The organism is Brevundimonas sp. UBA2416, from assembly GCF_002343105.1.
GTDB lineage: Bacteria > Pseudomonadota > Alphaproteobacteria > Caulobacterales > Caulobacteraceae > Brevundimonas.
Map to the genome: position 1 here is coordinate 205,408 of NZ_DDRM01000015.1, position 20,712 is coordinate 226,119.

A 20,712-nucleotide genomic window follows, 5' to 3' on the forward strand; every position below is an offset into this window, starting at 1 on the left:
GACGGAGCGACGATAACGGGGATTTGCGGCGGTGTTTCGGCGCGCGCCCTAGAGGGCCGAGTCGAGGACGCCCTTCATCCACCGCGGATGCTCAAGAACCCGGCCGCAGCCGATGGCGACGCAGGACAGCGGATCGTCGGCCACCGAGACGGGCAGGCCCGTGTGGTCGCGGATTTCCGCGTCCAGACCGCGCAGCAGGGCGCCGCCGCCGGTGAGCATGATGCCCTTGTCGGCGATGTCGGCGGCCAGTTCGGGCGGGGTGGCTTCCAGGGCGACCTTCACGGCCTCGACGATCTGCGAGACCGGCTCGGCCAGGGCTTCGGCGGCCTGGCGTTCGGAGATGCGGACCTCGCGGGGCACGCCCTGCATCAGGTCGCGGCCCTTGACGTCGATCGACAGGCCTTCGCCGTCGGCGGGGATGCGGGCGGTGCCGATGTCCTTCTTGATGCGCTCGGCGGTAGTCTCGCCGATCAGAAGGTTATGGTTGCGGCGCATGTAGGAGATGATCGCCTCGTCCATCTTGTCGCCGCCGACGCGGACCGAACGCGAATAGACGATGCCGGACAGGGAAAGCACGGCGACCTCGGTGGTGCCGCCGCCGATGTCGACGACCATGGAGCCGGTCGGCTCATGGATCGGCAGGCCGGCGCCGATCGCGGCGGCCATGGGCTCGTCGATCAGGCCGACGCGGCGGGCCGAGGCGTTGAGGCAGGAATCGTTGATCGCGCGGCGCTCGACGGCGGTGGCGCCCGACGGCACGCAGACGATGACCTTGGGGTTCACGAAGCCCTTGCGGTTATGAACCTTGCGGATGAAGTGTTTGATCATCTCCTCGGCGACTTCGAAGTCGGCGATGACCCCGTCGCGCATGGGACGGATGGCTTCCATGTGGCCGGGGGTGCGGCCCAGCATCTGCTTGGCCTCGATGCCGACGGCGTGGACGATCTTGCGGCCGCCGACATTGCGCAGGGCGACCACGGACGGTTCGTTCAGCACAATACCCTTGCCCTTCATGTAGATGAGGGTGTTGGCGGTGCCGAGGTCGATGGCGATGTCGTTGGAGATCGCGCCGAAAATGCTGGAGAACATGGGTCCGGGATACCGTTCGTTCGGGCCTTGGAGGGGCGGGCGTCAGTCTCGATCCGCTTCGGCGACGCCCCGGCGACACGCATCCCCACGCGCCGCCTCCTGATCGTTATCGCCTGACCGACCTTACGGCTCGTTTGCCCTTGTGCGAGGGCGAATACAAGCCCTGTCGCCCGGCGAGATGCATTCAAAAGGCCCCAAGCTGCGCCTTTGGGGCGGTCTCACCAGAACGTGACGCCGAACCGCTTCGGGCGCGGCTGTCAGTCGGCGCCGGAGGCCCGCTCGCGCCTTTTCACGAGTTCCCGTGCGCCCAGCATCAGGCCGAGCCAGACGATCGCCACGCCGGCCAGAATCAGCGAGGTCCAGACGCCGTCGCCGCTGACCGCCGCCACCACGGCCCCGCCGAAGAAGGCCACCAGCGCGGTCTTGGGCAGGACGCCGAGGGCGCAGCCGGCGAGGAAGGCGGGAAACGACGCACGGGTGGCGCCGAACGCCATGTTGACGACGATGAAGGGCGCCGAAGGCACGTTGCGGATCATGAAGCTGGCGTAGAAGGCGTTCTTGCCGACGAACCCCTTGAGTCGGCCCATGGTGCGCCCGCCGAACCGGTCGACCAGCCGCGCCGTCGGCCCCCGCCCCAGCCAGTAAGTGACGCCCGCCGAGGCCACGGTCGCCGCCCAGCTGTAGAAGAAGCCCAGCGACGGCCCGAAGGCCACGACGCAGGCGGCGATCAGGATGAACTGGGGCATGCCGATGAAGGCGGCGGCGATGAACAGGCCGACGGTGGCGACGAAGGCCCAGGGACTGCCGCGATAGCCCTGCAGCCAGGCCTCGAGGTTCTCCTCGGCCGCCAGTCCGAACTGGCTCTTGCCGAAGAGCAGCAGCCCGACCGTGGCGCCGAGCAACAGCGCCGTCGCCAGGGCGGCCCGCCAGCGGCGGGCTTCCATGTTGAGGATGAAGTCGAGGAGGCGACGCATGGCGCACGACTAGCAGGCGCCGGCGGCGGCGGCGAGAGAGCGGCCGCCGTCAGCCGTGCGGCGCCCCCTGCCCCGCCGCCGGCGGCTGTCCGACCCGGGCGCGGATGCCCATGGCCGGGGCGTGCTCGAAGGTCAGGGTCAGGGAGACCTGTTCGCCCGCGACGAGCGGTTGTTTCAGCCCGATCAGCATGATGTGGTTGCCGCCCGGCCGGAGCGAAACAGCCTCGCCCGCCGGCAGGGGCAGGCCGGCCTCGAGTTCGGCCATCGACATCATGCCGTCGGCCACCTTCATCTCGTGGATCTGGCCCTCGCGGGCGGCGGGGCTGGAGACCGAGACCAGACGGTCGTTGCGGCTGGCGGTGAGGGTCAGGTAGCAGCCGGTCGCGTCGCGACCGTTGGGGGTGGGCCGGCACAGGGCGTCGGAGGTCGCGACGGCGGCGAGGGTTTCGGGCGCGGGCGACGGGTTACAGGCGGCGAGCGCCAGCAGGGCGGCGGGGAGGATCAGGCGTTTCATGACGGACTCCTTGAGGTTCGGGCGGCGAGACGACGACGCACCAGGGTTGCGGCCCGCTCGATCGCCAGGGCGGCGATCAGGCTCAGACCGGTGAGGGGATAGAGGATGGCCAGGGGCAGGACGATGCCGAGCACGGCGGCGCGAACACGCGGCCCGGGCGGAGCCTCGGGCGCGCCGAGACGGCCCTTGGACAGTTTCGGCGGGCGGCGCTTCCACCACATCATCACGCCGCTGATCGCCAGCAGCCAGATGGCGATACAGCCGCCCAGCATCAGGTAGCGGTTGATCCAGCCGTATTGCGTGCCCTGGTGGACGGCGATGCCCCATTCGAAGGCCCGGGCGCCGACCCCGAACTGGTCATAGCGGATGTCGGCGCGGACGCCGCCGGTGGCGGCGTCGATATAGAGGGTGCGGGTGTCCTCGACCTGTCTGACCTGACGCGCGGCGGTGAAGGCCAGGCCGGGATCGGACGGGATGGAGACCATATAGGGCCGGACCAGGCCTTGCGCCTCGGCGGTGTCGATCACCCGCGCCAGCCGGGCCGGGCCGGCGCGGGGGGTGGGCATGACCATCCCTTCCATGGTCCAGCCGACCCCGGCGGGCGCATCGGCCGGGTGGGCGGCGTGGGCGAAGGGACTGGCCGCCGGCGGGGCCTGGGGCCGGCCGAGGCCGTGGGTCTTGACCGCCGCCATATACTGATCGCCCCAGAAGGCGGACCAGGGCATGCCGGTGACGACGAGGAAGGCGATCACGGCGCCGGCGTACAGACCGGTGATGGCATGGACGTCGCGCCAGAAGGGACGCCGCCCCGGATCAGCCGCGCGGACCGAGACCACGCCGACCCCGCGGCCGCGCGGCCACCACAGGAACAGGCCGGTGGCCACGAGGATGATGGCCCAGCCTGCCACGATCTCGACGACATAGTTGGCCCAGGCGCCGAGCAGGATAAGGCTGTGGAGCCGTTTGACGGTCTCCATAACCCCGCCAAAGGGGGTGACGCCGATCAGCTGGGCGTCGTGGGGATCGACGAAGGCGGTGCGCTTGCCGCCGTCGGGCAGGTTGACGGTCAGGCGAACGGCCTGATCCGGCTGTGCGGGCACCAGCACATTGGCGACCGTGCCGCCGGTCCCCGCCTCGGCGGCGGCGACCCAGCGATCGGGCGAAGCCGCCGCGGCGCGCGGCTCGACCCGCGACAGGTCGCGATAGACAGCGCCGTCGATCTCGTCGGTGAAAAGATAGAGGGCGCCGGTCAGCGCCATCAACATCAGGAAGGGCAGGACCAGCAGGCCGGCGTAGAAATGCCAGCGCCAGACGGCGCGGAAGGCGCCGGACAGGGGCGGGTCGGAAGGGCTGTGGTTCATGGTCGAACTCCGTCGGGACGGGCCTTTCGGCCCGCCCCGGTTGTCGGATCAATAGGTCAGGCGAACGCCGACAAAGGCGGAACGGCCCTCGCCGGGGAAGAAGACCGAGGTCGAGGCGGTGCGGGCGTCGGTGACGGCGGAAAACTCGCCGACGTAACGCTCGTCCGTCAGGTTGCGGGCGTCGAGATAGACGGTCGCGCCCGAGCCGAGCTTGAAGCCGGCATTCACACCCAGCAGGGCGTAGGACGGCGCCTTCAGCGTATTGGCATAGTCGACCCAGACGTCCGAGATGCGCCACTCGACCGAAGGGGTGACGAACAGACCGGACGGATGACGCAAGGTCAGTTCGGCCCGGTACTGGTGCTCGGGCACGACCGGCAGGGTGTTGTCGCCCCACCGCGCATCATCGACGAAATGGAAGTCGCTGAAGGCATAGGTCTGGCGCAGGAGCAGCGAGCCGCCGGCGAGCTCCACCGGCAGCCGCCAGTCCAGCCCGGCCTCGATCCCCTGGTGAATGGTCCGGTCGGCATTGAAGGTCGCCGCCGGAATGTCCGGGCCGACGATGAAATTCAGGATCTCGCCGTCGATCCGGCTGCGATAGACGGTGAAATCCCAGGCGAAGGCGCCGCGACGGCCGCGGGCGCCGAGCTCGGCGGTCCAGGCGTCCTGGATGTCGATCGGCGTGAAGCCGACCAGCGGCGCCTGGACGAGGGCCCCATAGGCCGGGGGTTCGACCGAACGGGTCACATTGGCGAAGACCTGGGCGCCGTCTTCAGACTCCCAGAGCAGGCCGAGCCGGGGCGAGAACCACTCATAGTCGATGCCGTCGTTGTTCAACGCGTTCCGGCGATCGACATAGTCCCGGCCGGCACGGCCGAACGAACCGCCAGCGACCAGCGCCAGACGATCGCTGACGAACAGCCGACCCTCCGCAAAGACGTCCAGCCCGTCGGCTTCCTGGAAGCCGTTGGCGGTCAGGGCGCCGCGGAAGCCGCCGACATTGACGTAGCGCAGCGCGTCGATCTGACCGTCGCGATAGCTCAGACCATAGAAGGCGTCGGCGCGCATCCCGCCGACCGTTCCGGTCCAGTCGATCCGGGCAAAGGCCCCGCGGGTCTCGCTCTCCTGATCCACGACCTGGAAGATCGGGTGATAGAGCGATTTTTCCCAACCCCAGATCGCGCCCTCGAACAGGGTGCTGTCGTCGAACCGCCAACGGGTCTGAAGGGTCAGGCGTTTGAGGGTCTGGTCGCGGGCGTTGTCGTTGATGATGTTGTTGGCCGGTGCGATCCGCGGCGTGGCAAGCGCCTGGGTCAGGGTCAGCGGACCCGGCACGGACTGCTGGACGTCGGCGGCCTGGGCGATCAGGCGGATTTCGCGGTCCTCGCCGAAGCGGCGGCCGACGTTGGCAGTCAGGCGGCCCTGGCTCTGGTCGCTCTGGCGGCGATAGCCGTCGGTCTCAAGCGCGGTGACGCCGACGAAGGCGTCCCAGTCGCCCCATTCGCCGGCGAACGCGCCATGCAGGCGGCGGAAGCCGAAGGAGCCGGCTTCGAGCTGCAGCACCCGATCATCTGTGGCGGTGCGACCGGTGGGTGTGACCATGTTGATCGCACCGCCCAACTGGGCACCGCCGAAGCGAAGGGTGTTGGCACCCTTGTAGACCTCGATGTAGCGGGCGCTCAGCTGGTCTATGCCCTGGAAGTCGGAGAAGCCGTCGGCGTCGGCGAAGGGCACGCCGTCCTGGGCAAACAGGACGCCGCGCTGGTGGAAACCCTGGGCGATACCCGAGCCGCGGATGGAGAGGCGGCTTTCCTCGCCATAGCGTTTCTGGGCGAGGACGCCGGGGACATTCCTGAGGCTGTCGGAAAAGCCCTGGGCGAAGCGGGTCGCATAGCTCTCGGCCGAGACGACGGCGACCGAGCCGGGCGTGCGGCTGAGCAGGGCCCGGGCGTCGGCGACGATGGGCGGGTCTTCGGGATTGCGAACGCCGGTGACGATCACCGTGTCCAGCGTCTGGACATCCTGAGACGCCGGCGGAGTCTGGGCATGGGCAGGGACGGCGAAGGCGGCGGCAAGCAGCAGCGCGCACGGCGCTGCGGTGGTCTTGAGAGACATGATTTCGATAATCCTGAACAGGGAAAGGCGCGCGCCGGTGAGCCGGCGTGCGGGCGTTTCATCTGGTTCAGGCGGTCGGGGGGGCCGTGGAGGGCGGCGGCAGGCCGGCGAGGAGGAGGCCACCACGCCAGGGGCCGGCGCGCGGCAGATCAGGCTGGACCGCGACGATCCGCGGCGGGGCCACAGGCCGGATCACCGGCGGAGGCGGCAGGGTGGTCAGGGCGGACAGGACGCAGTCGGCGCAGTCCAGAGTGTCCATCGAGGACGGCTCTGACGAACCGTCCGGGTCGAAGACGACCATGATCCGGTCGCCGGAGCAGAGCACGACCGGCTCGCCCGCCGCCGCCGAGGCCGCGACGGCGGACGGCAGCAGGGTTGCGAACACGACGGCGAAGATCGCGGCCAGGAAGGCCAGCGATCGCGTCAGGGACCATTGCTCGGGCGAACGGGACGACACAGCCCCGCTCTAGACCGGAGCGCGCTCGGGGTGAAGGGGCATCGGACGGCGACATTTGATCGTCGTTTCGCAACTGCGTAAGGAATGGGCGCCGTCCGTCGGGAGTCGCCATGTCCAGCCTGCAGTCCTCCGCCCTCGCCCGCGTCAAACCCTCGGCCACCCTGGCGGTGACCGCCCGTGCGCGGGAGCTGAAGCGTGAGGGGCGTGACGTGATCGGGCTCGGCGCGGGCGAGCCGGACTTCGACACACCGGACAACATCAAGGAGGCCGCCATCGCGGCCATCCGACGCGGCGAAACCAAATACACAGACGTCGACGGCCTGCCCGAGCTCAAGGCCGCCGTGGCCGCCAAATTCTCGCGCGAGAACGGCCTGACCTACGGGGTGAACCAGATCCACGTCGCGCCCGGCGGCAAGACGGTAATCTACAACGCCCTGCTGGCCACCCTGTCGCCCGGCGACGAGGTGATCGTGCCGGCGCCCTACTGGGTTTCGTATCCCGACATGGTGCTGCTGGCGGGCGGAGAGCCTGTGCGGGTGGTCGGGCACGAGGCCGACGGCTTCAAGCTGAAGCCCGCCGCGCTGGAGGCCGCGATCACGCCGCGGACGAAATGGCTAATCCTCAACTCGCCGTCGAACCCCACGGGCGCGGCCTATACGGGCGCCGAGCTGGAGGCGCTGGCGGCTGTGCTGCGCTGCCATCCGCAGGTCTGGATCATGACCGACGACATGTACGAGCACCTGATCTACGGCGACTTCGACTACAAGACGATCGCCCAGGTGGCGCCCGATCTGTACGATCGGACGCTGACGGTGAACGGCGTATCCAAGGCCTATGCCATGACCGGCTGGCGCATCGGTTATGGCGGCGGACCGAAGCCGCTGATCGACCTGATGCGCAAGGTGGCGGGTCAGACGACCTCCAATCCGTCATCGGTGAGCCAGTGGGCGGCGGTCGAGGCGCTGAACGGGCCGCAGGACTTCATCGGCGAGCGGGCGAAGCATTTCGAGGCGCGGCGCGACCTGGTGGTGTCGATGCTCAACCAGGCACCGGGGATCCGCTGCGCGACGCCGGAGGGGGCCTTCTATGTCTATCCGTCGATCGAGGGGCTGATCGGCAAACGCACCGAAGGCGGCGTGACGATCGACAGCGACGATACGTTCGCGACCGAACTGCTGGACGCCGAGGGCGTGGCCGTGGTGCAGGGTTCGGCCTTCGGCCTGAGCCCCTATTTCCGCATCAGCTATGCGACGTCGGAGAGCGTGCTGGAGGAAGGCTGCCGCCGGATCCAGCGGTTCTGCGCGGGGTTGCGCTGATCAGGCTGCGCGGCTGACCGCAAAGTCAGCCAACTGTTCCAGCGCCGCGCGCCAGTCGCTGGCCGGGAGGACCTGCAGGGCGGCCTTGGCGGCGTCGGCATAGTCATGGGCGGTGTCGAGGGTGGCGCTGACGGCGCCGGCCCCGAAGATCAGTTCACGGGCGCGGCGGAAATCGTCCTCGGTGCGCTGGCCCTTGTTGATGGTCCGGTCCCAGAAGGCGTCCTCGCGGCCGCGCGTCCGGGCGGCGGCCAGCAACAGGGGCAGGGTCACCTTGCCTTCACGGAAGTCGTCGCCGGCGTTCTTGCCCAGCACCTCGGACGTGCCGCCGTAGTCGAGGGCGTCGTCGGCCAGCTGGAAGGCCAGGCCGAGATTGAGGCCATAGGCGCGCAGGGCCTGGACCGAGGCCTCGTCAGCGCCGGCCCCGACCGCCCCGGCCTCGGCCGCGGCGGCGAACAATTCGGCGGTCTTGGCCGAGATGATCTGCAGATAGGTGTCCTGATCGAGGTTCAGGTCGTGAGCGCGGGTCAGTTGCAGCACCTCGCCCTCGGCGATGACGCTGGAGGCGCGGGCGAGGATGCCCAGGGCGCGCATCTGGCCGGTCTCGACCATCAGTTCGAAGGCGCGGGCGAACAGGAAGTCGCCGACCAGGACGCTGGACGGCGCGCCCCAGATCAGATGGGCCGCGACCTTGCCGCGGCGCAGGTCCGAGGCGTCGACCACATCGTCGTGCAGCAGGGTGGCGGTGTGGATGAACTCGACCGCCGCCGCCAGTTTGACCGGAGCGGAGATGTCGCCTGCCGGGCCCGAGGCGCGGGCGGCTGCCAGGGTCAACAGGGGGCGCAGGCGCTTGCCGCCGGCTGAGATCAGATGCTCGGCCAGCAGGGGGATGACCGGCACCTGGGACTGCATCCGGTCGAGGATCAGGGCATCGACGGTCGCCATGTCGGGGGCGGCCAGCCGCACGAGCGGCTCGACATTCCCCTTCGAGCGGGGCTCGGCGACGGTGACAGCGGCCAACGGGAAACCCATAGAAGCGGCGGCGCGGGGGAGAATCGCGCCCGAAAATCCAGCCGCCGCCTTGCCGGGCGACGATGCGGCGCACAATGGTGATCGCTCCATGAAGGGTCAAGCCGCGTGACCGTCGCACCGTTCCCTCAATTCGAAGGCGAAGTCGTCGAGAACGCCCTGCTGGGCGGACGGGTCCGGCTGCGTCAGCCGGCCAGGGGATACCGCGCGGGCATGGATGCGGCCCTGCTGGCGGCGGTTGTGGCAGCCGAACCGGGCCAGAGGGTGATCGAGGCCGGATGCGGCGCGGGCGCGGTGCTGATGCAGATCGCCGCGCGGTGTCCCGGTGCATCCCTGACCGGGCTGGAGCGCGACCCGGCGATGGCGGCGCTGGCGCGGGAGAATGCGGTCCTGAACGGGGTCGAGGCGCGGATCGTCGAGGGCGACGTGGCTGCGGGGTTCCGGACGCTGGACGTGCCGCCGTTCGACTGGGCCGTCAGCAATCCGCCCTTCTTTGACGATCCGGGCGCGTTGCGGGCGCCCGCGGAGGGCAAGCTCGGGGCGTGGATGGCCGACGACGGGCTGAAGGCCTGGACGAGCTTCCTGCTCAAGGCCGTGCGCGAGGGCGGCCGGATCGTGGTCATCCACCGCGCCGACCGGCTGGCCGACCTGCTGGCCCTGCTGGGTGAGACGGCGGGATCCTTCGCGGTTCGCGGCGTGCATCCCTATGCGGACGAGCCGGCCAAACGGGTGCTTGTGCAGGCGATCAAGACCGGCAAGGCGCCGCTGCGGCTGCTGCCGCCGCTGGTGCTGCACGACCGTTCGGACGCCAAGCACACGGCGGAGGCGGAGGCGGTGCTGAGGGGTGAGTCGGGGCTGGAGTGGTGAAGACAGGTCCGTCCGGGAGGACCGGCTCGAACCTCAGACAGTCTCTTCGGTCGCCAGGGCCTCAGCCTGCCAGAAGGCGGCCCTGGCCTCGTCCAGATCATTGAAATGAGCCGGTCGGGGCCCCTTCAGCTCATAGGTTACGCTGCACACCTGCCCGCTGACCCCCACGAACTGCTGCTTGATCAGGGACCATGCCCCTGCTCTCTCGACTTCGGTCCTGATCACCAACGCCCACCCCCCGGTTTGACCGCAACTTCGCGCCTGAAATCTCCGCAATCGCGACAGTAGTATCCCTGCCGCCGTTCCGACCAAGTGTACGTATGCGTACACAACAGTCGCCTCAGAAGTTTCAACACTTTACAGTCTCTTCGCAGTTCAGGGACGCTGCTGCGGAAATCGTTGATCTGTCAACTACTTTCCCGTTTTGAGTGTACCCAGATTGCGTACCCGATGTGAGGGCCTGTGCATCGGCCCCCCGCTGCCTTCTCCCCGCGCGGAAGACCGGCTATCCAGCGCCCATGTCCCTGCGCCCGCTGTTCGTCACCCAGATCTATGAAGCGTCCCTGGCCGCCTCGCCCGGTTTTCCGGCCTTCAATGCCGGTCTGGTCGAGGCCTGCCGGATGCTGGCGGTCGAGGATCACGCCGGGCGGGCCTGGTGCCGCGAGCACGGCTATCGCGGCTATACCTCCTACGGCTCCCTGACCGACCTGCCCCACCGCCTGCCCGAGTTCGCAGAGCTGAAGCGGCATCTGGACCGGCACGCGGTCGCCTACGCCAGGGCGCTGAATTTCGACCTGGCGCGCAAGCCGCGGCTGGACAGCCTGTGGGTCAACATCCTCAAGCCCGGCGGCGGGCACACGGGCCACATCCACCCGCACGCCTTCCTGAGCGGCACCATCTATGTCGAGGTCCCCGACGGGGCCTCGGCGCTGAAGCTGGAGGATCCGCGCCTGCCGATGATGATGGCCCGCCCCGGCGTCCACGCCGATGCGCCCGAGGCGGAGAGGCCGTTCGTCTATCTCGCGCCGACAGCCGGGACGGTGCTGATGTGGGAAAGCTGGCTGCGGCATGAGGTGCCGCCGAACGCGGCGAAGAGCGAGCGGATTTCGGTGAGCTTCAACTACGCCTGATGGCGTCAGCGGCGCAGGAAGGTCTCTCCCATCAACTCCAGCCGATCCGGCGCGGCGCCGTCGCCGCCGAACCGGATGGGCTGCCCCTGCATCGGCGCCAGTTCGACGCGGACGCTTTCGGCTTCGGTGAAGGCCTCGGCGACCGCCTCCATGACGCCCATCGAGACAATCATGGCGCCGCCCCGTTCGGCGATCCGCACCGTGCCCAGCAGCGGGTTCTCCCAGGTTCCCGCATAGGCGACGAGGGGTCGGGACAGCGTCGATGGCCGGGCCGCGCGCTCGGCCTGTTGCCGGGCGATCGCGGCGCGTCCCCGGTCGCGGCGGTCGACGAGATCCCGCAGGGCCGTGTCATAGGCCGCCTCGAGGTCCGGACGTCCGGCGCGCCAGTCATAGACATAGTTGGCGATCAGGTCTGCGAGGCCACCCGCCAGCACATCCTCATTGACCATCACGACCACGCCGATCCTCCGCGCGGGCATGAAGGAGACGTGGGCGCGGGACCCGGAGAAATTCCCGAAATGATGGATCAGGACGTCGTCGCCATAGCGACCGATCTGCCAGCCGAGGCCATAGGCCTGGCGCGTATAGGGTCCGAAGGTCGACTCATTGGCCGCCAGCGGCCGGTGGGTCGAGGCGACAAGCCCTTCGGGAAACACCCGGCGACCGTCGAGGACGCCGTCGTTGATCTGGATTTCCAGCCAGCGGGCCATGTCGTCGGCGGTCGAGACCAGCCCGCCGGCGGACTGCATGGTGGCGTCGACCTTCTGCAACGGGCTGCGGACCGGTCCGTCGGCGGGATGGCCGAGATGGCCGGCGGCAATCACCGCGCCATCCCTGCGGGCTTCGGACAGCCATCCGGTCGTGTCGGCCATGCCGATCGGGTTCAGCACCTCGTCACGCACCAACACGCGCCAGTCGCGGCCGTCGCGGGCCTCCAGAAGGGTGGTGGCGATGTTGTAGCCGGCATTCGAGTACCGGAACGTTCCGTGCGGCGTATCGGGACGGGACACGGTCGCGGCGATCAGGCGCTGCATCACCTCGGGCGAATGGTCGCCCGAAAAGGCAGCGCGAAACGAGATGGGCGAATTGTCCAGCCCCGACCGGTGGCTGAGCAGGTCGGTCAAGCTGACGCTTGAAAAAAGGTTCGCCGGCGCACCGGGGACGTTCGACCAGGCCGTGAGCGGCGCCTCGAGATCGACCTCGCCCCGTGTGGCCATCGCGGCCACCGCGAGGGCCGTGAACGACTTGGTCGAGGAGGCGATGTAGAACCGGGTGTCGGCGCTGACGAGCGCGCCGGTTTCGATGTCGGCGACGCCATAGCCGGCCGTCAGCACGACGTCCTCGCCGTCGACCACGGCGATCGACAGGCCCGGAACCACGCCGACCTGATCCATGGCACGGCGAATGAAGGCGTCCGCGTCCGCCCGGAATCGCGCTTCATCGGGGCCCGCTGATGCGGGCTGCGGCGCCAGCAGGATGGCGGCGACCGCAAAGGCGGCGAGTCGGGCGAGGTCGGTCATGGGAGCGTTTCTCATTGCGGCGATCCGGTCCCGTCCCACAGGGTCTCGCCGGGAGTCTTGAACGGATGAAACCGGGAACGTCAGGCGCCGGCGAACAGTCGCCGCAGCCGGCCGGGGCTCCAGCCCGTCATCCTGCTGATGACGCGACTGAGGTGGGCCTGGTCGGCGAAGCCCTCGGCGGCCGCGATCTCCGCCAGGGGCGTTCCGGAGCGGAGCAGCCGGTCGACGGCTCTCGCGGCCCGGCGGTTCTGCCGCGCCGCGGTCGGCGACTGCGCGAAGGCCTCGCGAAACAGGCGGGCGAAGCGCACGGGGTGCAGGCCCTGGGTTCGCGCCAGAACGCCGACATTCAGCCCGGATTCCGTCAGTAGCCGGTGGTGCGCCGCCGCCAGCCAGGGACCGGGCGGCGCGGCCATTGGCGGAAGTCCGGGGGGAACACGCTCGGCGAGGGCGGCGATTGCGCTGCTGTCGTTCGCAAGCCGGCGCAACGCCCCTCCGGACAGGTCTTCAAGTCCGCCGGCCACAAAATACCGATCCGGGGCAGGTGTCTTGTCGAGGTTGAGAGACAGGATCAGAGCGCCCGCGGCGCCAAACCGGTTCTGGTGTTCGAAACCACCTGGCTTGCGGCTGAGGCTCGGCCCCTCGGCCCGGGCGTGGCCCTGTTCGCTCTCCTCGACATAGCCCCCCGCCAGCAACAGCGAAATCTGGGCCCGGTCATGCTTGTGCGGCCGACACTCCTCCTCCGGCGCATAATGGCTCATGACGAGCCTGTGGCTGGATGAAGCCTCGAGGATGACGCTGACAGACATGCGGTTCGCTCCCCGGCCCTGCCTGCGGAAGAGGCGGTGACGACCCTGTATGGATGCATCCGGCGCAAGGATGGCGGCCTGACCGCGCGGAAGAGGGCCATCCCCGCCATCAAACCGCCCTGCCCCGCGCCTAGACATTTGCCCAACGGCGGCGCGGCGGCTACATCCCGCGCCAACCTCCCGACACCTCCAGACGACAGGGCGCACCGCACCTCATGGCGCAGCAATATATTTTCCAGATGCAGGGTCTGACCAAGACCTTTCCCGGCGGCAAGAAGATCTTCGAGAACATCTGGCTGAGCTTCTACAACGACGCCAAGATCGGCGTCGTCGGGGTCAACGGCTCAGGTAAATCCACCCTGCTGAAAATCATGGCCGGGCTGGACAGCGAGTTCAACGGCGAGGCCCGGGCGGCCGACGGCATCAAGCGCGGCTATCTGGAGCAGGAGCCCCAGCTCGACGACAGCCTGAACGTTCGCGAGAACGTCGAGGCCTGGTGCGAGGAGAAGCAGTGGGTCACCCGCTTCAACGCCATCGCCATGGAAATGGCCGAGGAATACACCGACGAGCTGATGGCCGAGATGACGGCCCTGCAGGAAAAGATCGACGCCGGCGACGTCTGGGACATCGACAGCCGCATCGAAATGGCCATGGACGCCCTGCGCTGCCCGCCCGACGACTGGGAAGTCACCAACCTGTCCGGCGGTGAGAAGCGCCGCGTGGCGCTGGCGCGGCTGCTGCTGTCGAAGCCCGACATGCTGCTGCTCGACGAACCGACCAACCACCTGGACGCCGAGTCGGTCGCCTGGCTGCAGCACCACCTCGAGGCCTTCCCCGGCTGCGTCATCCTGGTGACCCACGACCGCTACTTCCTGGACCTCGTCACCAAGTGGACGCTGGAGCTGGACCGCGGCAAGGGCCACCCGCACGAGGGCAACTACTCCAGCTGGCTGGAAGCCAAGACCAAGCGCGTGGTGCAGGAGCAGTCGGAGTCCGAAGCCCGCCAGCGCGCCCTGACCCGCGAACTGGAATGGGTTCGGTCGGGCGCCAAGGCCCGTCAGGCCAAGTCCAAGGCCCGTCTGGCCGCCTATGAGCGGATGGTCGACGAGCAGGAGAGCCTGCGCGGGGCCCAGACCCACGCCGTCATCCAGATCCCGCCCGGCCCGCGCTTGGGCAATGTCGTGCTGGAGGCCGAGGGCCTGCGGAAATCGTATGGCGACAAGCTGCTGTTCGACAACCTGACCTTCAAGCTGCCGCCCAACGGCATCGTCGGCGTCATCGGTCCCAACGGGGCGGGTAAATCCACCCTGTTCCGCCTGATCACCGGCCAGGAACGGCCCGACGCCGGCACGATCCGCGTCGGCGAGACGGTCAAACTGGCCTATGTCGACCAGAGCCGCGACGACCTGGAGCCTAACAAGACGATCTGGGAAGTCATCTCGGGCGGCACCGATGTGATGATGGTCGGCAAGCGCGAGATCAACACCCGCGCCTATGTCGGCAGCTTCAACTTCAAGGGCGGCGACCAGCAGAAGAAGGTCGGCCAGCTGTCGGGCGGTGAGCGCAACCGCGTCCACCTGGCCAAGACCCTGGCGACGGGCGGCAATCTGCTGCTGCTCGACGAACCGACCAACGACCTCGACATCGAGACGCTGCAGAACCTGGAAGAGGCGCTGGAAGGCTTCGCCGGCTGCGCCGTGGTCATCTCCCACGACCGCTGGTTCCTGGACCGGCTGGCCACGCACATCCTGGCGTTCGAAGGCGACAGCCATGTCGAATGGTTCGAGGGGAATTTTGAAGCCTATGAGGAAGACAAGAAGCGTCGCCTCGGGGTGGAGAGCCTCATCCCGCACCGGATCAAGTTCCAGAAATTCGGGCGCTGATCCAAAAGCCTCTGCAAACGGCCTCCCGGGAATCTCGGGAGGCCGTTTTTCATCGGGCGCGACTGGACTAGAGTCCCCCCATGCCCAACCGCCCCGCCCTCCTCATCATGCAGCGCCATCTCGCGCCGCTGACCGCCTTCCTCGAAGCCGACTACACTGTCTACCGGTTCTGGGAGGGGCCGCCGGCGGAGGCTCAGGGGCAGATACGGGCGCTGGTGGTGGCGGGGGAGTTTCCGCTGGACAAGGCGCTCATCGAGAGCCTGCCGGCGCTGCAACTGATCGCCTGTTTCACCTCGGGCTATGACGGGATCGATGTCGATTGGTGCCGGGCGCGGGGGCTGCCGGTCAGCCATGCGCCGGGGGTCAATCACGAGGATGTGGCCGACCACGCCCTGGGCCTGATTCTGGCGGCGCGGCGGCGGATCGCCGACGGGGACCGCAGCCTGCGGGCCGGCGGGTGGACGGTGGATTCGAAGATGATCACGCCGTCGCTCAAGGACCAGCGGCTGGGCATCGTCGGTCTGGGCTCGATCGGCGAGGCCGTGGCCCGGCGCGCCGAGGCGATGCGGATGGCGGTGCGCTGGTGGGGGCCCCGCGAGAAGACGGCGGCGTGGCCGTACGCGGGCTCGCTGCTGGAGCTGGCGCGGGACAGCGACATACTGGTGGTCGCCTGCAAGGCCGATGAGACCAATCGCGGCCTGATCTCACGCGAGGTGATCGAGGCGCTGGGGCCGCAGGGACTGCTGGTCAACGTCGCGCGCGGGCAGCTGGTGGACGAGACGGCGCTGATCGCGGCGCTCAAGGACGGGCGGCTGGGTCAGGCGGCGCTGGATGTGTTCGAGGAGGAGCCGACCGATCCGGCCCGCTGGGCCGATGTGCCCCATACGGTGCTGACGCCGCACACGGGCGGGGCCACGACCGAGGCGGTCCAGGGCATGCTGATGCTGCTGATCCAGAACCTGCGGGCGGCGTTCGCGGGCGAGCCGCTGAAGACGCCCGTGGACTGAGACCCCGGGCGCGGTCAGTCGCCGCTGGGCATGTCCGGGAAGGGATTGGCCGGCTCGCGGGGCGGCATGGCGATCGGCGCGGACGGCGCCGGAGGTCGGGGCAGTTCGGTGTCGCTGAGCCGGCCGTCGCCGTTCGCATCCATGCGGCTGAACATCCGCTGCGCCCCGGCGGTCATCTCCTCGAGGCTGATGCGGGAATCCCGGTTTGCGTCTGACTGGGCGATCATGGCCCGCAGGCGCGACCCGCCCATGGCGGCGACCGTCGGGTTGGCCAGAAGGGCCAGCTCATTGCCGGTGAGGAGAGCGTCCTGATTGGCGTCGAGCCGGGTGAACAGACGCTCGGCCCAGGGAGCCACGGCGTCGTCGGTGCGCGGCAGGGTGAACATCTCGGCGCCGCCGCCGCCCATGCCTGCGCCCATGCCGCCGCCAGCGGGCCTGCCGCCGCCCGCGCCGTTCATACGCCCGAACATCTGCTGGGCCCCGGCGGTGAGTTCCTCGACGGTGACGCGGGTATTGCCGTCGGAGTCCGCCGCCAGGATCATCATCCGCATGCGAGCGCCCATCGGGGCCGCCGCCGGACTGTCGAGGACGGCCAATTCGTCCTCGGTGATGGCGCCGTCCTGGTTGGCGTCAAACCTTGTGAACAGCCGCTCGGCCCATGGCTGAACCTCCTCTGCCGTGCGCGGAAAGCCGCCCATACCGCCACCCGGGCCGCTGCCTGGCGGCGGGGTCTGGGCGGCCACGGTTCCGGCGAGAGCCGACAGGAGAACGATGGGGGCGACGAGCGCAATCGGGCGAAGGGTCATGGATGGCCTCACGACAGGAGTTTGCCGTTGCACGCAGACTGGCCCCCGATCCGGCGTCTGACCAGCAATTTTCCTTGCCAAATCATATAAGGATATCTTTATATAAAGAGATGTCGTTGACCGCTGACCAGACTGTCGAAGCCCTGCGCGCCGTGGGCGAGCCGACCCGCCTGAGGGTGCTGTCGCTGCTGGCCGGCGAGGAACTGTCCGTGGTGGAGCTGTCGCGCATCCTGGACCAGAGCCAGCCGCGGGTGTCCCGACATCTGAAGCTGATGGCCAACGCCGGGCTAATCGAGCGCTTCCCGGACGGCGCGCGCGTCTTCTATCGTCTATCCTCGGACCTGCCGGCGCGGCGGCTGATCGATACAGTGCTGGATTTGCTGGACGTTTCGGCAGGCGAGGCCGATGACCGGCGACTTGAAACCGTCCGGCGCGATCGCGAAGCCGCCGCCGGCGCCTATTTTGAACGCGTCGCGCCGCAGTGGGACCGCATCCGCTCGCTTTATGTAAGCGAGAGCGCCGTCGAGGCGGCCATCACCCGGGCGGCGGGGAACGGGCCGTTCGAGCGGGTCGTCGATCTGGGCACCGGTTCGGGCCGGATGCTGACCCTGCTGGGCAAGAAGGCGAAGATGTCGGTCGGGCTGGATCTCAGCCAGAACATGCTCAACATCGCGCGCGCCAATGTGACGAAGGCGGGTCTCGACAAGGTCGAACTGCGCCACGGCGATATTTTCGCAACCCGGCTGCCCGAACAGAGCGCGGACCTGGTGATCGTGCATCAGGTGCTGCACTACCTCGCTGATCCGGCCGCGGCGGTGGCCGAGGCCGCGCGGCTGGTCATGCCGGGCGGACGGCTGTTGATCGTCGATTTCGCCCCGCATCAGCTCGAATATCTGCGCGAGGAACATCAGCACCGCCGACTGGGATTCGCGGATGACGAGATGGGCCGCTGGCTGACCGCAGCCGGGCTGAAGCCCAGCGCGCCGATCGCCCTGCCCCCTGACACAGATGGTTTGACGGTCTCGATCTGGACCGCCGAACGCCCGGCCGTCGCCGCGGAGAAGGTCGCATGAGCATCGCCCCCCGCAGCCTGGCCGAGGCCCGCGCCCTGTTGCTGTCGCCGCTTGGTCCGGTGGCTCGCGCCGGGCAGGACCTATCGCGTCCGCGCGTCTCGTTTGAGTTCTTCCCGCCCAAGTCCGACGAGGCTGAGGCCAATCTGTGGAAGGCCGTGACCCGGCTGGCGCCGCTGGAGCCCGAGTTCGTCTCGGTCACCTATGGCGCGGGCGGCTCGACCCGCGAGCGGACCCACCGCACGGTGCAGCGCATCCTCGCAGAGACCGCCCTGACGCCGGCGGCCCACCTGACCTGCGTCGAGGCCAGCAAGGATGAAGTCGACTCCGTCATCGAGGGTTACCGCGAGGCAGGCGTGCGGCACATCGTGGCCCTGCGCGGCGATCCGCCGGGCACCAGCGGCATCGGCGGCGCTTATGTTCCGCGTACAGACGGTTACGCCAACGCCACCGAACTGACCGCCGCGATTACGGCTCGGGGCGGGTTCGACGTTCTGGTCGGCTGCTATCCCGAGGGCCATCCCGAGAGCCCGTCGGCGGCGCATGACCTCGATGTGCTGAAGGCCAAGGTCGACGCGGGGGCGACGCGGGCGATCAGCCAGTTCTTCTTCGACATCGACGCCTTCCTGCGCTTCCGCGACCGGGTGCGGGCCGCGGGCGTGACCGTACCCATCATTCCGGGCGTCATGCCGGTCAGCAATTTCAATGGCTTGAAGCGGATATCGGCGGCGTGCGGCGCGGCGGTGCCTGACTGGCTGGCGGCCCATTTCGAGGGGCTGGACGACGACCCGGAGACCCGCAAACTGATCGCCGCCTCTGTGGCCGCCGAGACCTGCGCCCGGCTGCAGGAAGAGGGTTTCGCCGACTTCCACTTCTACACATTGAACCGCGCCGATCTGGTCTATGCTATCTGCCGGGTGCTGGGCGTGCGAGAGACGAAGGCCGCCGCAGTATGAGTTCCCCCCTCCCCCGCAGCGAACGGATCGCCGCCCTGCACCGGGCCGCGAAGGAACGCATCCTCGTGCTCGACGGCGCCTGGGGCGTGATGATCCAGCGCAGCGAACTGTCGGAAGAGGATTTCCGCGGCGACCGCTTCGCCGGCCACGTCGGCCAGATGAAGGGCAACAACGACATCCTGTGCCTGACCCGGCCCGACATCATCGCCGGCCTGCACGACCAGTATTTCGCCGCAGGCGCCGACATTTCCGAGACCAACACCTTCTCGGCCACCGTCATCGCCCAGGACGACTACAAGCTCGACCAACAGTCGGTGTGGGACATCAATCTGGAAGGCGCGAAACTGGCCCGCGCCGCAGCGGATCGCTGGACGGCGAAGGAGCCGCACAAGCCGCGCTTCGCCGCCGGCTCGATCGGGCCGCTTAACAAGATGCTGTCGATGTCGTCGGACGTGAACGACCCCGGCGCGCGGCTGGTGACCTTCGACCAGGTCTATGACGCCTATCGCCATCAGGTGAAGGCGCTGAATGAAGGCGGGGTCGATCTGTATCTGATCGAAACCATCACCGACACGCTGAACTGCAAGGCCGCGATCAAGGCGATCAAGGACCTCGAGGACGAGGGGATGGAGGCCCTGCCGATCTGGATTTCGGGGACCATTACCGACCGCTCGGGCCGGACCCTGTCGGGCCAGACGGCCGAGGCCTTCTGGAACAGCGTGCGGCATGCGAAGCCGTTCGCCATCGGCTTCAACTGCGCCCTGGGGGCTGATCTGATGCGGCCCTTCATCGCCGAACTGAGCCGCGTGGCCGACACCCTCGTCGCCGCCTATCCCAACGCCGGCCTGCCCAACGCCATGGGCCAGTATGACGAGGAGCCGCACCAGACGGCCCACTTCATCGAGGAATGGGCGGCGTCGGGCCTGGTGAATATCGTCGGCGGCTGCTGCGGCACGACGCCGGAGCACATCCGGCACACGGCGGAGGCGGTATCGAAATTGCCGACGCGGGAAATCCCCGAACGGCCGGTCGCCATGCGCCTGTCCGGCCTCGAACCCTTTGAACTGGTAGCGTAGTGCGCCCCACCTTCATCAACGTCGGCGAGCGGACCAACGTCACCGGCTCGGCCAAATTCAAGAAGCTGATCATCGACGGCGACTATTCCGCCGCCCTGTCGGTGGCGCGGCAGCAGGTCGAGGCGGGCGCCTCGGTGATCGACATCAATATGGATGAGGGCCTGCTGGATTCGCAGCAGGCGATGATCACCTTCCTCAATCTGATCGCCGCCGAGCCCGACATCGCCCGCGTGCCGGTCATGATCGACAGCTCCAAATGGGAGGTGATCGAGGCGGGACTGAAGTGCGTCCAGGGCAAGCCTATCGTGAACTCGATCTCGATGAAGGCGGGCGAGGCCGAGTTCCGCGAGCAGGCGGTCAAATGTCTGCGCTACGGGGCCGCGGTGGTGGTCATGGCCTTTGACGAGGTGGGCCAGGCCGACACCGCCGCGCGCAAGATCGAGATCTGCACGCGGGCTTACCGCATCCTCGTCGACGAGGTCGGCTTCCCGCCCGAGGACATCATCTTCGACCCCAACATCTTCGCCGTGGCGACGGGGATCGAGGAGCACGACAACTATGCCGTCGACTTCATCGAGGCGACGAAGGTCATCAAGGCCACCCTGCCCTATGCGCGGGTGTCGGGTGGGGTGTCGAACGTCTCCTTCAGCTTCCGCGGCAACGAGCCGGTGCGCCGGGCGATCCACAGCGTCTTCCTGTACCACGCCATCCAGGCGGGCATGGACATGGGCATCGTCAA

20 protein-coding genes are annotated in these 20,712 nt (G+C 68.5%); 9 read left to right on the forward strand and 11 right to left on the reverse strand.

Features of this window, described 5'->3' with window-relative positions; all coding sequences use genetic code 11:
• Positions 1-48 precede the first annotated feature (48 nt).
• The 6 genes from B3E43_RS05060 to B3E43_RS05085 all read right to left on the reverse strand — a co-directional run bounded on the left by B3E43_RS05060 (position 49) and on the right by B3E43_RS05085 (position 6,510).
• On the reverse strand, positions 49-1,089 hold the full coding sequence (locus tag B3E43_RS05060; RefSeq protein WP_284222611.1) for a rod shape-determining protein: 1,041 nt from the start codon (positions 1,087-1,089) through the stop codon (positions 49-51).
• A 257-nt stretch (positions 1,090-1,346) separates the two neighbouring features.
• The gene (locus tag B3E43_RS05065) at positions 1,347-2,063 is read right to left on the reverse strand and encodes a TVP38/TMEM64 family protein (protein ID WP_292027225.1); all 717 of its coding nucleotides are present in this window, start codon (positions 2,061-2,063) and stop codon (positions 1,347-1,349) included.
• 49 nt (positions 2,064-2,112) lie between these two features.
• Positions 2,113-2,577, reverse strand: coding sequence for a copper chaperone PCu(A)C (locus tag B3E43_RS05070; RefSeq protein WP_292027227.1), 465 nt, complete (start codon positions 2,575-2,577; stop codon positions 2,113-2,115).
• Complete coding sequence (locus B3E43_RS05075) at positions 2,574-3,938, reverse strand: PepSY-associated TM helix domain-containing protein (RefSeq protein ID WP_292027229.1); 1,365 nt, start codon at positions 3,936-3,938, stop codon at positions 2,574-2,576. The genes B3E43_RS05070 and B3E43_RS05075 overlap by 4 nt, the downstream gene beginning before the upstream one ends.
• Positions 3,939-3,986: 48 nt before the next feature.
• A complete protein-coding gene (locus B3E43_RS05080) occupies positions 3,987-6,053 on the reverse strand; it encodes a TonB-dependent receptor family protein (protein WP_292027231.1) in 2,067 nt (688 codons plus the stop codon).
• Positions 6,054-6,120: 67 nt separating this feature from the next.
• Entirely contained in the window at positions 6,121-6,510 is a 390-nt protein-coding gene (locus B3E43_RS05085; protein ID WP_292027233.1) for a hypothetical protein, read from the reverse strand.
• A 110-nt stretch (positions 6,511-6,620) separates the two neighbouring features.
• Between B3E43_RS05085 and B3E43_RS05090 the strand changes: the two genes are divergently transcribed.
• On the forward strand, positions 6,621-7,826 hold the full coding sequence (locus tag B3E43_RS05090; RefSeq protein ID WP_292027235.1) for a pyridoxal phosphate-dependent aminotransferase: 1,206 nt from the start codon (positions 6,621-6,623) through the stop codon (positions 7,824-7,826).
• Here B3E43_RS05090 and B3E43_RS05095 read toward each other — a convergent pair whose 3' ends face one another.
• Entirely contained in the window at positions 7,827-8,768 is a 942-nt protein-coding gene (locus B3E43_RS05095) for a polyprenyl synthetase family protein (RefSeq protein ID WP_349677560.1), read from the reverse strand.
• A gap of 192 nt (positions 8,769-8,960) precedes the next feature.
• On the opposite strand from B3E43_RS05095, the gene B3E43_RS05100 reads away from it, so the two are divergent.
• Positions 8,961-9,719 carry a tRNA1(Val) (adenine(37)-N6)-methyltransferase gene (locus B3E43_RS05100; protein WP_292027240.1) on the forward strand — a complete coding sequence of 253 codons (759 nt, stop codon included), beginning with the start codon at positions 8,961-8,963 and terminating at the stop codon, positions 9,717-9,719.
• A gap of 33 nt (positions 9,720-9,752) precedes the next feature.
• On the opposite strand, the gene B3E43_RS05105 is transcribed toward B3E43_RS05100, so the two are convergent.
• A complete protein-coding gene (locus B3E43_RS05105; protein WP_292027242.1) occupies positions 9,753-9,944 on the reverse strand; it encodes a hypothetical protein in 192 nt (63 codons plus the stop codon).
• A 293-nt stretch (positions 9,945-10,237) separates the two neighbouring features.
• On the opposite strand from B3E43_RS05105, the gene B3E43_RS05110 reads away from it, so the two are divergent.
• A complete protein-coding gene (locus B3E43_RS05110; RefSeq protein WP_292027244.1) occupies positions 10,238-10,849 on the forward strand; it encodes a TIGR02466 family protein in 612 nt (203 codons plus the stop codon).
• Between the two features lie 5 nt (positions 10,850-10,854).
• Here B3E43_RS05110 and B3E43_RS05115 read toward each other — a convergent pair whose 3' ends face one another.
• The gene (locus B3E43_RS05115; protein WP_292027246.1) at positions 10,855-12,369 is read right to left on the reverse strand and encodes a serine hydrolase domain-containing protein; all 1,515 of its coding nucleotides are present in this window, start codon (positions 12,367-12,369) and stop codon (positions 10,855-10,857) included.
• Between the two features lie 80 nt (positions 12,370-12,449).
• Positions 12,450-13,175, reverse strand: a complete 726-nt coding sequence (locus tag B3E43_RS05120; protein WP_292027249.1) for a helix-turn-helix domain-containing protein — start codon at positions 13,173-13,175, stop codon at positions 12,450-12,452.
• Between the two features lie 215 nt (positions 13,176-13,390).
• Here B3E43_RS05120 and ettA point away from each other — a divergent pair, with 215 nt between their 5' ends.
• Entirely contained in the window at positions 13,391-15,058 is a 1,668-nt protein-coding gene (ettA, locus tag B3E43_RS05125; protein ID WP_292027251.1) for an energy-dependent translational throttle protein EttA, read from the forward strand.
• Positions 15,059-15,138: 80 nt separating this feature from the next.
• A complete protein-coding gene (locus tag B3E43_RS05130; RefSeq protein WP_292027253.1) occupies positions 15,139-16,065 on the forward strand; it encodes a 2-hydroxyacid dehydrogenase in 927 nt (308 codons plus the stop codon).
• A gap of 14 nt (positions 16,066-16,079) precedes the next feature.
• Here the strand turns inward: B3E43_RS05130 and B3E43_RS05135 are convergent, their stop codons facing one another.
• Complete coding sequence (locus B3E43_RS05135; protein ID WP_292027255.1) at positions 16,080-16,871, reverse strand: EF-hand domain-containing protein; 792 nt, start codon at positions 16,869-16,871, stop codon at positions 16,080-16,082.
• Positions 16,872-16,981: 110 nt separating this feature from the next.
• Here B3E43_RS05135 and B3E43_RS05140 point away from each other — a divergent pair, with 110 nt between their 5' ends.
• From B3E43_RS05140 to B3E43_RS05155, 4 genes are all read left to right on the forward strand, one after another.
• Entirely contained in the window at positions 16,982-17,944 is a 963-nt protein-coding gene (locus tag B3E43_RS05140) for an ArsR/SmtB family transcription factor (protein WP_292027257.1), read from the forward strand.
• Positions 17,941-18,897, forward strand: coding sequence for a methylenetetrahydrofolate reductase [NAD(P)H] (metF, locus tag B3E43_RS05145; RefSeq protein ID WP_292027258.1), 957 nt, complete (start codon positions 17,941-17,943; stop codon positions 18,895-18,897). Before B3E43_RS05140 ends, metF begins: the two co-directional genes overlap by 4 nt.
• Positions 18,894-19,973: a homocysteine S-methyltransferase family protein gene (locus B3E43_RS05150; protein ID WP_292027260.1), complete on the forward strand. Its 1,080-nt coding sequence runs from the start codon at positions 18,894-18,896 to the stop codon at positions 19,971-19,973. Before metF ends, B3E43_RS05150 begins: the two co-directional genes overlap by 4 nt.
• Positions 19,973-20,712, forward strand: a 740-nt coding sequence (locus B3E43_RS05155) for a dihydropteroate synthase (protein ID WP_292027262.1), incomplete at its 3' end; no start/stop codon positions are given. The genes B3E43_RS05150 and B3E43_RS05155, both read left to right, overlap by 1 nt.

What these genes read in the sequence shown, in the direction of transcription:
- B3E43_RS05115 (WP_292027246.1), bottom strand. Translation starts at nt 12,369, where the DNA reads ATGACCGACCTCGCCCGACTCGCCGCCTTTGCGGTCGCCGCCATCCTG.
- B3E43_RS05090 (WP_292027235.1), top strand. Translation starts at nt 6,621, where the DNA reads ATGTCCAGCCTGCAGTCCTCCGCCCTCGCCCGCGTCAAACCCTCGGCC.
- B3E43_RS05070 (WP_292027227.1), bottom strand. Translation starts at nt 2,577, where the DNA reads ATGAAACGCCTGATCCTCCCCGCCGCCCTGCTGGCGCTCGCCGCCTGT.
- B3E43_RS05060 (WP_284222611.1), bottom strand. Translation starts at nt 1,089, where the DNA reads ATGTTCTCCAGCATTTTCGGCGCGATCTCCAACGACATCGCCATCGAC.
- B3E43_RS05110 (WP_292027244.1), top strand. Translation starts at nt 10,238, where the DNA reads ATGTCCCTGCGCCCGCTGTTCGTCACCCAGATCTATGAAGCGTCCCTG.
- B3E43_RS05075 (WP_292027229.1), bottom strand. Translation starts at nt 3,938, where the DNA reads ATGAACCACAGCCCTTCCGACCCGCCCCTGTCCGGCGCCTTCCGCGCC.
- B3E43_RS05135 (WP_292027255.1), bottom strand. Translation starts at nt 16,871, where the DNA reads ATGACCCTTCGCCCGATTGCGCTCGTCGCCCCCATCGTTCTCCTGTCG.
- B3E43_RS05150 (WP_292027260.1), top strand. Translation starts at nt 18,894, where the DNA reads ATGAGTTCCCCCCTCCCCCGCAGCGAACGGATCGCCGCCCTGCACCGG.
- B3E43_RS05095 (WP_349677560.1), bottom strand. Translation starts at nt 8,768, where the DNA reads ATGGCGACCGTCGATGCCCTGATCCTCGACCGGATGCAGTCCCAGGTG.
- B3E43_RS05120 (WP_292027249.1), bottom strand. Translation starts at nt 13,175, where the DNA reads ATGTCTGTCAGCGTCATCCTCGAGGCTTCATCCAGCCACAGGCTCGTC.
- B3E43_RS05140 (WP_292027257.1), top strand. Translation starts at nt 16,982, where the DNA reads ATGTCGTTGACCGCTGACCAGACTGTCGAAGCCCTGCGCGCCGTGGGC.
- B3E43_RS05065 (WP_292027225.1), bottom strand. Translation starts at nt 2,063, where the DNA reads ATGCGTCGCCTCCTCGACTTCATCCTCAACATGGAAGCCCGCCGCTGG.
- B3E43_RS05130 (WP_292027253.1), top strand. Translation starts at nt 15,139, where the DNA reads ATGCCCAACCGCCCCGCCCTCCTCATCATGCAGCGCCATCTCGCGCCG.
- B3E43_RS05080 (WP_292027231.1), bottom strand. Translation starts at nt 6,053, where the DNA reads ATGTCTCTCAAGACCACCGCAGCGCCGTGCGCGCTGCTGCTTGCCGCC.
- metF (WP_292027258.1), top strand. Translation starts at nt 17,941, where the DNA reads ATGAGCATCGCCCCCCGCAGCCTGGCCGAGGCCCGCGCCCTGTTGCTG.
- ettA (WP_292027251.1), top strand. Translation starts at nt 13,391, where the DNA reads ATGGCGCAGCAATATATTTTCCAGATGCAGGGTCTGACCAAGACCTTT.